Source organism: Dietzia sp. DQ12-76, from assembly GCF_014145045.1.
Classification (GTDB): domain Bacteria; phylum Actinomycetota; class Actinomycetes; order Mycobacteriales; family Mycobacteriaceae; genus Dietzia.
This window is the reverse complement of the sequence record NZ_JAALDV010000175.1, coordinates 1-11,323: the sequence shown is the minus strand read 5'-3', so window position 1 is coordinate 11,323 and position 11,323 is coordinate 1. Positions and strand designations below refer to the sequence as shown.

Below are 11,323 nucleotides of genomic sequence, written 5' to 3'. Positions count from 1 at the left end.
TAGATGGGCCAGATGGCCGCGGGCGAGGCCGGAGTCCGGATCTTCTCCGACGACGGCATGTGCGTCTACGACCCGCTGGTGATGCGCCGCGCCCTCGAATACTCGGCGGGCCTCGGCGTGCTGATCGCGCAGCACGCCGAGGAGCCGCGCCTGACCAAGGGTGCGGTGGCACACGAGGGACCCACGGCCGCCCGCCTCGGGCTGACCGGCTGGCCGCGTTCGGCGGAGGAGTCGATCGTCGCGCGCGACGCGATACTGGCCCGGGACGCCGGCGCGCGCGTCCACATCTGCCACGCCTCCACCACGGGGACGGTCGAGCTGCTGAGGTGGGCGAAGGCACAGGGGATCTCGATCACCGCGGAGGTCACCCCCCATCACCTGCTGCTCGACGACACGAGACTCGAGTCCTACGACGGGGTCTACCGGGTCAACCCGCCTCTCCGCGAAGCCCACGACACCCTCGCCCTGCGTGACGCGCTCGTGTCCGGCGTGATCGACTGCGTCGCCACGGACCACGCCCCCCACGCCGCCCAGGAGAAGTGCTGCGAGTTCGCGGCCGCCCGCCCGGGCATGCTCGGGTTGGAGACGGCGTTGCCCATCGTGGCGGCCCTGCTGGTCGAGTCGGGGGAGATGACCTGGCGCGATCTGGCCCGCGTGATGAGCTCGCGCCCCGCCGAGATCGCCGGTCTCCCGGACCAGGGGCGGCCGATCGCGGTGGGGGAGCCCGCGAACCTCGCCGCCGTGGATCCCGACTCCCCGTGGACCGTCGTGGGGGAAGAACTCGCAAGTCTGTCCGCCAACACCCCGTATGAGGGGATGACGTTCGCGGCGCGGGTCGTGGCCACCGTGTACCGGGGTCGCATGACCAACCGCGACGGAGAGGTACTCGCATGACACAGGACATCTGGACCCTGATCATCGTCATCCTGGTCTTCCTGGGCGTACTCGGGTTGATGATCCGGGGGTGGCGCAACCGGACGCGATCCCAGGCAGGCCTGTTCGACGCCCTGCCCGAGGCGCCGGCCGAGACCGGTGATGTCATCCTGGGCCCGCTGACCGGCGTGTACATCGGGAGCACCGTGGCGGGGGACTGGCAGGCACGCATCGCCCGCGCGCCGCTCGGTCACCGATCGGCCGGAACCCTCACCGCGTTCACCGGTGGGCTGCGGCTCGACCTCGCCGACGCAACCGTCTGGATCCCCCGATCCGACCTCCAGACCGTCCGACGCGCCTCGGCGCTCGCCAACAAGACCGTGCCGGGCGGTGGGATCCTCGTCGCCCGGTGGCAGGTCGCAGGCCCGGACGGCACCACTCTGATCGACTCCGGTTTCCGGGCCGACGACAAGGACACGTACCCCCGCTGGGAGGAGCTGCGCGGAGACGCCGCTCCGACCCCCCGGCCGGACACCCCCAGCTCCACCACCGAGGAGAACAAGTGACACCGCACCACGGAACCACCGTCGCACCGGGGGGTCGCCACCCCGCCGCGCTCGTCCTTGAGGACGGTCGCATCCACCGAGGAACCGCGTTCGGGGCGACCGGGACGACGCTCGGCGAGGCCGTGTTCACGACCGGCATGTCCGGCTACCAGGAGACCCTGACCGACCCGTCCTATCACCGCCAGATCGTCGTCAGCACCGCTCCGCAGATCGGTAACACCGGATGGAACGACGAGGACGGTGAGTCGCTCCTGGACGGCAGGAACGGCGGCGGTCGGATCTGGGTGGCGGGCCTTGTCATCCGTGACCTGTCACGGCGGGCCTCCAACCACCGGTCCGAGCGCACGCTCGAGGACGAGATGCTCGCCCAGGGCATCGTGGGGATCGCCGACGTGGACACCCGGGCGGTCGTCCGCCACATCCGGGAGCTCGGGGCCATGAAGGCCGGCATCTTCTCCGGTGACGCCGTGGTGGACGACGAGTCGATGCTCGCGATCGTCCGCGATCAGGAGCCCATGGCCGGGGCCTCCCTCGCCGGGGAGGTCTCGACGGACACGCCCTACGTCGTCGAGCCCGAAGGCCGGGTGCGCCACTCGGTGGCCGCGCTCGACCTGGGGATCAAGACCAACACCCCCCGCATGCTCACCGCACGCGGCGTGCGGGTGCACGTCCTGCCCTCCGACTCGACCCTGCAGGACGTCCTCGATCTCGACGTGGACGGGGTCTTCCTGTCCAACGGGCCGGGAGATCCGGCCACCGCCGACGCCGCGGTTCACCTGACCAAGGAGGTCCTGAGCCAGGGGATCCCGTTCTTCGGGATCTGTTTCGGCAACCAGATCCTGGGCAGGGCGCTCGGACTCGAGACCTACAAGATGAGGTTCGGCCACCGCGGCATCAACATCCCGGTGGTGGAGAAGGCCACGGGGACGGTCGCCATCACGTCCCAGAACCACGGGTTCGCCCTGCGTGCGCCGGAGACCGAGACCTGGGAGACACCCTGGGGCACGGCCACGGTCACGCACGTGTGCGCGAACGACGGGTCCGTCGAGGGCGTCGCCCTCACCGACGGCTCGGCGTTCTCCGTCCAGTACCACCCCGAGGCCGCGGCAGGTCCCCGCGACGCCGCCGATCTCTTCGACCGCTTCGTCAGCCTGCTCGACTCAGCGTCGGGCGACGCCGCCGACGGTTCCGCAGACTCCAGAAAGGGCTCGAACTGATGCCCCGCCGCACAGACATCAACCACGTCCTCGTCATCGGTTCCGGACCGATCGTCATCGGCCAGGCGTGTGAGTTCGACTACTCCGGGACGCAGGCGTGCCGGGTGCTCCGTGCCGAGGGCCTGCGGGTCACGCTCGTCAACTCCAACCCGGCGACGATCATGACCGACCCCGAGTTCGCGGACAGCACCTACATCGAGCCGATCACGCCCGAGTACATCGACAAGATCTTCACCAAGGAGGCGGCCGACGGGCACCCCGTCGACGCGGTGTTGGCGACCCTCGGGGGTCAGACCGCGCTCAACGCCGCCATGCAGCTCGATGCCCAGGGGATACTCGCCAAGCACGGCGTGGAACTGATCGGCGCCGACATCCCCGCCATCAACCGCGGCGAGGACCGGCAGACCTTCAAGGACATCGTCGCGAGTGTGGGCGGTGACTCCGCGCGCAGCGCCGTGTGCCACACCATGGAGGAGGTCCACGCGACCGTCGCCGAACTCGGTCTGCCCGTCGTGGTCCGACCGTCGTTCACCATGGGCGGGCTCGGCTCCGGCCTGGCCTACACCACCGAGGATCTCGAGCGGATCGCCGGCGGCGGCCTGTCCGCCTCGCCCACGGCGAACGTCCTCATCGAGGAGTCGATCCTCGGGTGGAAGGAGTTCGAACTCGAGCTCATGCGGGACAACAAGGACAACGTCGTCGTGGTGTGCTCCATCGAGAACGTCGACGCCCTCGGGGTCCACACCGGCGACTCGGTCACCGTCGCGCCGTCCATGACGTTGACTGATCGCGAGTATCAGGACATGCGCGACATCGGGATCGCGATCCTCCGCGCCGTCGGCGTCGACACCGGGGGGTGCAACATCCAGTTCGCCATCAACCCCGTGGACGGCCGGCTCGTCGTGATCGAGATGAACCCGCGCGTCTCCCGGTCCTCGGCCCTGGCCTCCAAGGCCACCGGCTTCCCCATCGCCAAGATCGCCGCCCGCCTCGCCATCGGGTACTCGCTCGACGAGATCACCAACGACATCACCGGTGAGACCCCGGCGTGCTTCGAACCGACCCTGGACTACGTGGTGGTCAAGGCTCCGCGGTTCGCCTTCGAGAAGTTCCCCGGCGCGGACGACACCCTCACCACCACCATGAAGTCGGTGGGCGAGGCGATGAGCCTGGGCCGCAACTTCCGCGAGGCGCTCGGCAAGGTGATGCGGTCCCTGGAGACCAAGGCCGCCGGCTTCTGGACGCTGCCCGACGAGACGATCGCGCCCGGCCGGTCGACCGACGTCGACGCCGTCCTCGCCGACCTGGTGCGCCCGACCGAGGGCCGCATCTACGACGTCGAACTCGCGCTGCGCCTCGGCGCGACCGTCGAACAGGTCCACGAGGCATCGGGACTCGACCCGTGGTTCCTCGAGGAGATCTCCGCCCTTGTCGAGCTCCGTCAGGAGATCGTCGACGCGCCCGTGGTCGATGCCGCGCTCCTGCGGCGCGCGAAGCACAACGGACTGTCCGACGCCCAGATCGCGGCCCTGCGGCCGGAGTTCGCCGGCCCCGAGGGCGTACGGCGCCTGCGTCACCGCCTCGCGGTGCGGCCCGTGTACAAGACGGTCGACACCTGTGCCGCGGAGTTCGAGGCCAAGACCCCGTACCACTACTCGACCTACGAACTCGACCCCGCCGCCGAGTCCGAGGTCGCGCCGCAGACCGAGCGCGAGAAGGTCATCATCCTGGGCTCGGGACCCAACCGGATCGGCCAGGGCATCGAGTTCGACTACTCCTGCGTGCACGCCGCGCTCACCCTGTCCGAGGCCGGGTACGAGACGGTCATGGTCAACTGCAACCCCGAGACGGTCTCGACCGACTACGACACCGCCGACCGCCTGTACTTCGAGCCGCTGACGTTCGAGGACGTCATGGAGGTCTACCACGCCGAGACCGAGTCGGGCACCGTCGCCGGTGTCCTGGTCCAACTCGGTGGCCAGACCCCGCTGGGCCTGGCGGCGCAGCTCGAGGAGGCCGGTGTCCCCATCGTGGGCACCAGCCCCTCGGCGATCGACCTGGCGGAGGACCGCCGAGAGTTCGGCGAGGTCCTCGTCAGGGCCGGTCTGCCCGCACCCGCGTTCGGCACCGCCATCAACGCCACGGAGGCCACGGAGATCGCGGCCCGGATCGGGTACCCCGTCCTCGTGCGCCCCTCGTATGTCCTGGGTGGACGGGGGATGGAGATCGTCTATGACGAGGACTCACTGCGGTCGTACATCGATCGTGCCACCGAGATCAGCCCGGATCGTCCCGTCCTGGTCGACCGCTTCCTCGATGACGCGGTCGAGATCGACGTGGACGTGCTGTGCGACGGCACCGAGGTCTACCTGGGTGGCGTCATGGAACACATCGAGGAGGCCGGTATCCACTCCGGCGACTCCGCCTGCGCGCTCCCGCCCATCACCCTGGGGCAGGACGACATCGATCGCGTGCGCCGTTCCAGTGAGGCGTTGGCGTTCGGGATCGGCGTCAAGGGACTGCTCAACGTGCAGTACGCGATCAAGGACGACGTGCTGTACGTCCTGGAGGCCAATCCCCGGGCCAGTCGCACGGTGCCGTTCGTCTCCAAGGCGACCGGCGTGCACCTCGCCAAGGCGTGCGCCCGCATCATGATGGGCGAGACGATCGCCGAGCTCAAGGCCGAAGGCCTCCTGCCGTCCGACCGGGACGGCGGATCGCTCCCGGCGGACGCGCCCGTCGCGGTCAAGGAAGCGGTCCTCCCGTTCAACCGCTTCCGCACACCCGAGGGCAACCCCGTGGACTCACTGCTGAGTCCGGAGATGAAGTCGACCGGGGAGGTCATGGGCATCGGTCCCGACTTCGCCGTCGCCTTTGCCAAGGGCCAGCTCGCGGCCGAGGGGGTGCTCCCGACGTCCGGGACCGTGTTCGTCTCCGTCGCGAACAGGGACAAGCGCTCGATGGTGTTCCCGGCGCAACGGCTGGCCGCGCTCGGGTTCACCGTCCTGGCCACCGAGGGCACCGCGCTCATGCTCCGGCGGTACGGGATCGCCTGCGAGACCGTCGCGAAACTCACCGAGGCCGGGGGTGGGCCGGTCGACGACAAGGGTGACCCGGTCCGGACGATCGTCGACAGGATCCACGCGGACGAGGTCGACCTGATCCTGAACATCGCCTCCTCCACCGGGGGCACCAGGGCCGACGGACACGAGATCCGTTCGGCCGCGATCACCCGGCGGGTCCCGTGTGTCACCACGGTCCAGGGCGCGACCGCGGCGGTCCACGGTATCGAGGCGATCCGGCGCGGCGACGTCACCGTCAGCCCCCTGCAGGAGCTGCACAGCGGGTTCGCCGCCCGATGACCGACGGAACGTCCCGGGTCTCCTTCGGGGCGCGGCTCCACGGCGCGGTCCGGGCCCGGGGAAACCTCTGCGTGGGCATCGACCCGCACCCGGCTCTCCTCGAGGCCTGGGGGCTGGGTGTGGACGCCGTGGGTGTCCGCGAGTTCTCCCGTCGATCGCTGGAGGCCTTCGGGGATCTCGTGCCGGCGATCAAACCCCAGGTGGCGTTCTTCGAGGAGCACGGATCCGCCGGGTTCGCGGTCCTCGAGGAGGTGCTGGCGTCGATCGTCGAGGCCGGAGCTCTGTCGATCGCGGACGCCAAGCGCGGGGACATCGGTTCGACGATGGCCGGGTACGCACGGGCGTGGCTGGCGGAGGGCTCACCTCTGGCGTGTGACGCGCTCACGGTGTCCCCGTACCTCGGGGTGGCATCGCTCGACGCGGCCTTCGACGCCGCCACGGCGAACGACCGCGGGTTGTTCGTGTTGGCCCGCACCTCCAACCCGGAGGCGGTGGGACTGCAGGCGGCCACCGGGCCCTCCGGGACGGTCGCGCAGATGGTGGTGGACGAGGTGGGCCACCGGAACGCCGCGTCGGGGCCCGGGGCGCCGGGCTCGTTCGGTGTGGTGGTGGGCGCGACGGTCGCCGAGCCTCCGCGACTGGACGATCTCTCCGGTCCGGTTCTCATGCCGGGGGTGGGGGAGCAGGGGGGGACCGCCGAGGACGTCCGGAGGATCGCCGGACCCGCGTTACCCCGCACCCTCGTCAACGTCTCCCGGCACGTCCTGCGTTCCGGTCCGGACGTCGGGGCGATGCGCGCGGTGGTCCGCGACCTGGCCGAGACCTACCGGTTCGCCGGATCCGACTGACTCGTCAGCCGTCCCAGCGGTCGGCTGGAGTCACAGGGGCCCCGTGTGCCGCGCTGATCCATGACGCGGTCGCGCGATTTCGGGCGGTTCGGTTCGCGGCGGCGGACCGCCGACGTTAGTCTTCTCCTCACCTCACACGTCAATGCGCAGTTCAGGCGGGGTGCCACGCCGGGCCCCGCGCGAGGACGAGGCCACTCGGCCGCGTACTGTTGCTGAGGTCATCAGGCCCGACGCCGTGCCGGTCTCCCGCGAGGGGGGCGGACTCGCCCGGGTACGGTGAGCACGAGGGAGCGCCCGCTCCCGGACGCGCTCCGCAGCCCGCGGACGCGCCGGGGACGGTCACCGCACACCACACGTGGATGTCCTACGGTGGACACCCGCGTGAGTCATGAGACACACACGAACGAGACGGAGGAATTGTGGCCCTTCCCCAGTTGACCGATGAGCAGCGCGCCGCTGCTCTGGAGAAGGCGGCTGCCGCCCGTCGCGCCCGGGCTGAGCTCAAGGAGCGCCTGAAGCGTGGTGGCACCGACCTCAAGCAGGTGCTCAAGGATGCCGAGAGTGACGAGATCCTCGGCAAGATGAAGGTCTCGGCGCTGCTCGAGGCCCTGCCCAAGGTCGGCAAGGTCAAGGCGCAGGAGATCATGACCGAGCTGGAGATCGCACCGACGCGTCGCCTGCGTGGTCTCGGAGATCGCCAGCGCCGCGCACTGCTCGAGCGGTTCGACTTCACGGTCGACTGATCGACGCATGAACACACCGTCGTCCGGGGTCTCGTCCCCGGAAGCGGCGGCGAAGAGGGGCCGGCTGATCGTCTTGGCCGGCCCCTCCGCCGTCGGCAAGTCAACTGTCGTGGCGCGCCTCCGCGATCGCGTCCCGGACCTCTTCTTCAGCGTGTCGATGACCACCCGGGACCCCCGTCCCGGGGAGGTCGACGGTCGCGACTACCACTTCGTCAGCACGGAGGAGTTCCGTCGCGCCGTCGAACAGGGACGGATGCTCGAGTGGGCGGAGATCCACCGCGGTCTCCAGCTCTCGGGTACCCCCGCGGAGCCGGTTCGTCACGCCCTCGCGGAGGGGCGTCCGGTCCTCATCGAGGTCGACCTCGCCGGCGTCCGGCAGATCCGGGACTCCATTCCGGAGGGACGGACCGTGTTCCTGTCGCCCCCCTCGTGGGAGGAGCTCGAAGTCCGTCTGCGGGGCAGAGGTACCGAACCTCACGAGGTCGTCGCCCGCAGGCTCGAGACCGCCAAGGTCGAGATGGCCGCGCGGGACGAGTTCGACGAGGTCGTCGTCAACGACGAACTCGAGGCCGCGGTCGATGAGTTGGTATCATTGCTGGTCGGCCAAGACTGACGCCGAATCCGACGCCCGAGCACCACACAGGCCAGAGCACCACCCAGGCTGGACCCCAGAGGAGAACCCATAGTGGCCACCATCGAAGCAGCACCGGCAGCGCCGTTGTACGACACCCCGATCGGGATCACCAATCCGCCGATCGACGAGCTCCTCGAGCGGGCGTCCTCCAAGTACGCACTGGTGATCTTCGCCGCCAAGCGCGCACGTCAGATCAACTCGTACTACAACCAGATCGAGGAGGGCATCCTCGAGTACGTCGGCCCGCTGGTCGACCCGGCGCTCCACGAGAAGCCGCTGACCATCGCGCTGCGCGAGCTCCATTCCGACCTGCTCGACTGCGCCGAGGGAGAGTGACCCCTCCCGGGGGCGATGGGCGCCGTACCCGCGTCGTCGTCGGCGTCGGGGGCGGGATCGCCGCCTACAAGTCGTGTGGTCTGATCAGGCTCCTCACCGAGTCCGGGTGCCACGTCGACGTCGTCCCCACCGAGGCGGCCCTGAACTTCGTCGGGTCCGCCACCTTCGAGGCCCTGTCGGGCAACCCGGTCTCGACCGGTGTGTTCTCCGACGTTCCCTCGGTCCGCCACGTCGCCCTCGGGCAGCGGGCGGACCTCGTCGTCGTCGCCCCCGCGACCGCGGACCTGCTCGCGCGGGTCGCGTCCGGGCGCGCGGACGATCTGCTCACCTCCACCCTGTTGACCGCGCGGTGTCCGGTCCTTCTCGCGCCGGCGATGCACACCGAGATGTGGGAACACCCGGCGACGAGGCGCAACGTCGCCACCCTCCGCACAGACGGCGTCCATGTGATGCCCCCCGCCTCCGGCCGACTCACCGGATCCGACACCGGCGCCGGCCGGCTCCCCGAACCCGCCGACATCGCCCGTCTGTCGAGACTGCTGCTCGACGGCGGGACCCTTCCGTGGGACCTGGCCGGGCGCCACGTCGTGGTGACGTCCGGCGGCACCCGTGAGGAGATCGATCCCGTCCGTTTCCTCGGCAATCGCAGTTCCGGGAAACAGGGACACGCCATCGCCGCGATCGCCGCGGCGCGGGGAGCCCGCGTCACCCTGGTGACCTCCTCCGATCTGCCGGTGCCGGCCGCCGTCGAGGCGATCCACATCGACTCGGCCCTCGAGATGCGGGACGCCACCCTCTCGGCCGCGGCCGACGCCGATGTGGTGATCAAGGCCGCGGCGGTGGCCGACTTCCGCCCGACCGACGTGTCGTCCTCCAAACTCAAGAAGGACAGCGGATCCGAACCGGCCCAGATCCGGTTGGAACGCAATCCGGACATCCTCGCCGGGCTCGTCGCGGCCCGCGCGTCCGGGGAGATCCCCGCGGGCTGCGTCCTGGTGGGGTTCGCCGCCGAGACCGGCGATTCGACGGGGTCCGTCCTCGACCACGGCCGGGCGAAGCTCGCCCGGAAGGGGTGCGACCTCCTCGTCGTCAACGAGGTCGGGCGGGGCACCACCTTCGGACAGGACGTGAACGGCGGCTGGATCCTCGACGCCGCGGGCGGGGAGGTGTCGGTGGACAGGGCGAGCAAGGATCTGCTGGCCGGGCGGATCCTCGACGCGGTGGTGTCCGTGACCGAGTCACCATCCGCGCGGACCACCACGGACCGCACCGACTAGTCTGACCCCACGCGATCGACCGATCACACGCACCCGGCACCAGGAAGAGAGAACCACTGTGACGCAGGCACGTCGGCTGTTCACCAGCGAGTCCGTGACCGAGGGGCATCCGGACAAGATCTGTGACGCGATCTCCGATGCCATCCTGGACGCGATGCTGACGCAGGACCCCGAGGCCCGCGTCGCCGTCGAGACGATGGTGACCACCGGGATGGTGCACGTGGCCGGTGAGGTCAAGACGACCGGGTACGTCGAGATCCCGCAGCTCATCCGCGAGAAGATCGTCGAGGTCGGTTACGACTCCTCCGACAAGGGCTTCGACGGAGTCTCCTGTGGTGTGTCGATCTCGATCGGACAGCAGTCCCCGGAGATCGCCCAGGGTGTGGACACCTCCCACGAGGCACGGACCTCCAGCGATCCGGTCGAGGACGCGATCGCCCGGCAGGGCGCCGGTGACCAGGGCCTGATGTTCGGTTACGCGTGCTCGGACACCCCGGAACTCATGCCGTTGCCCATCGCTCTGGCCCACCGCCTCTCGCGGCGGCTGACCGAGGTCCGCAAGGACGGCACGCTGGCGTACCTGCGCCCGGACGGCAAGACCCAGGTGACCATCGAGTACGACGGCGAGCGCGCGGTCAGGCTGGACACGATCGTCATCTCCACGCAGCACGCACCCGAGATCGACCTGGAGACGACGCTGCGCGACGACCTCACCGAGCACGTCATCGGGCCGGTCCTCGCCGAGGCCGCGGCCGGTATCGAGACCGGCGACTTCCGCCTCCTGGTCAACCCGACGGGTCGGTTCGTCCTGGGCGGCCCGATGGGCGACGCCGGCCTGACCGGGCGCAAGATCATCGTGGACACCTACGGCGGGATGGCCCGTCACGGCGGCGGTGCGTTCTCCGGCAAGGACCCGTCGAAGGTCGACCGCTCCGCGGCGTACGCCATGCGGTGGGTCGCCAAGAACATCGTCGCGGCCGGGTTGGCCGAGCGTGTCGAGGTCCAGGTCGCGTACGCGATCGGCAAGGCCGCCCCGGTGGGGCTGTTCGTCGAGGCGTTCGGGACCGAGAAGGTCGACATCGCGGTCCTGCAGGAGGCGGTCTCCTCGGTGTTCGATCTGCGTCCCGGTGCGATCATCCGCGACCTCGACCTCAAGCGCCCGATCTACGCCGGGACGGCGGCCTACGGTCACTTCGGTCGGACCGACCTGGACCTGCCCTGGGAGAGGACCGACCGCGTCGACGAACTCAAGCAGGCCGTCGGGCGCTGACGACCGCCCCGGGTGTCGGATCGGGGTGCGAGGATCCGAGGCCGTGACCACGACTCGCCCGGCGGCCCGGGTCGCGGCGGCTGACGCCCCCGTGGCCCGGGTGCTTCCGCTGCTCGGAGTTCCGCACCTGGACAGGGAGTTCGACTACCTGGTCCCGGTATCCCTGGCCGATCAGGCGATCCCGGGGACGCGCGTCC

General features: G+C 70.0%; 9 protein-coding genes and 1 pseudogene. All 10 read left to right on the top strand.

From position 1 onward, the window contains the following. Positions 1-894: pseudogene (locus tag G6019_RS07300) on the top strand (dihydroorotase); the annotation flags it as partial. Beyond that, complete coding sequence (locus tag G6019_RS07295) at positions 891-1,439, top strand: PH-like domain-containing protein (protein ID WP_182612041.1); 549 nt, start codon at positions 891-893, stop codon at positions 1,437-1,439. The pseudogene G6019_RS07300 and the gene G6019_RS07295, both read left to right, overlap by 4 nt. Then, positions 1,436-2,656, top strand: a complete 1,221-nt coding sequence (gene carA, locus G6019_RS07290) for a glutamine-hydrolyzing carbamoyl-phosphate synthase small subunit (RefSeq protein WP_182612042.1) — start codon at positions 1,436-1,438, stop codon at positions 2,654-2,656. The genes G6019_RS07295 and carA overlap by 4 nt, the downstream gene beginning before the upstream one ends. Further along, positions 2,656-6,018 (top strand): carbamoyl-phosphate synthase large subunit, encoded by a 3,363-nt coding sequence (gene carB / locus G6019_RS07285; protein ID WP_107756526.1) that lies wholly within the window; start codon positions 2,656-2,658, stop codon positions 6,016-6,018. Before carA ends, carB begins: the two co-directional genes overlap by 1 nt. Beyond that, positions 6,015-6,866, top strand: coding sequence for an orotidine-5'-phosphate decarboxylase (pyrF, locus tag G6019_RS07280; RefSeq protein ID WP_182612043.1), 852 nt, complete (start codon positions 6,015-6,017; stop codon positions 6,864-6,866). Before carB ends, pyrF begins: the two co-directional genes overlap by 4 nt. A gap of 419 nt (positions 6,867-7,285) precedes the next feature. After that, positions 7,286-7,609 (top strand): integration host factor, actinobacterial type, encoded by a 324-nt coding sequence (gene mihF / locus G6019_RS07275; RefSeq protein ID WP_007631925.1) that lies wholly within the window; start codon positions 7,286-7,288, stop codon positions 7,607-7,609. 7 nt (positions 7,610-7,616) lie between these two features. Next, the gene (gene gmk, locus G6019_RS07270) at positions 7,617-8,222 is read left to right on the top strand and encodes a guanylate kinase (RefSeq protein WP_107756524.1); all 606 of its coding nucleotides are present in this window, start codon (positions 7,617-7,619) and stop codon (positions 8,220-8,222) included. Between the two features lie 72 nt (positions 8,223-8,294). Next, positions 8,295-8,579 (top strand): DNA-directed RNA polymerase subunit omega, encoded by a 285-nt coding sequence (gene rpoZ / locus G6019_RS07265; RefSeq protein ID WP_017836841.1) that lies wholly within the window; start codon positions 8,295-8,297, stop codon positions 8,577-8,579. Beyond that, complete coding sequence (gene coaBC, locus G6019_RS07260) at positions 8,576-9,856, top strand: bifunctional phosphopantothenoylcysteine decarboxylase/phosphopantothenate--cysteine ligase CoaBC (RefSeq protein WP_182612044.1); 1,281 nt, start codon at positions 8,576-8,578, stop codon at positions 9,854-9,856. The genes rpoZ and coaBC overlap by 4 nt, the downstream gene beginning before the upstream one ends. Positions 9,857-9,914: 58 nt before the next feature. Further along, positions 9,915-11,126, top strand: coding sequence for a methionine adenosyltransferase (metK, locus tag G6019_RS07255; RefSeq protein ID WP_107756522.1), 1,212 nt, complete (start codon positions 9,915-9,917; stop codon positions 11,124-11,126). The last annotated feature ends 197 nt before the right edge of the window (positions 11,127-11,323 follow it).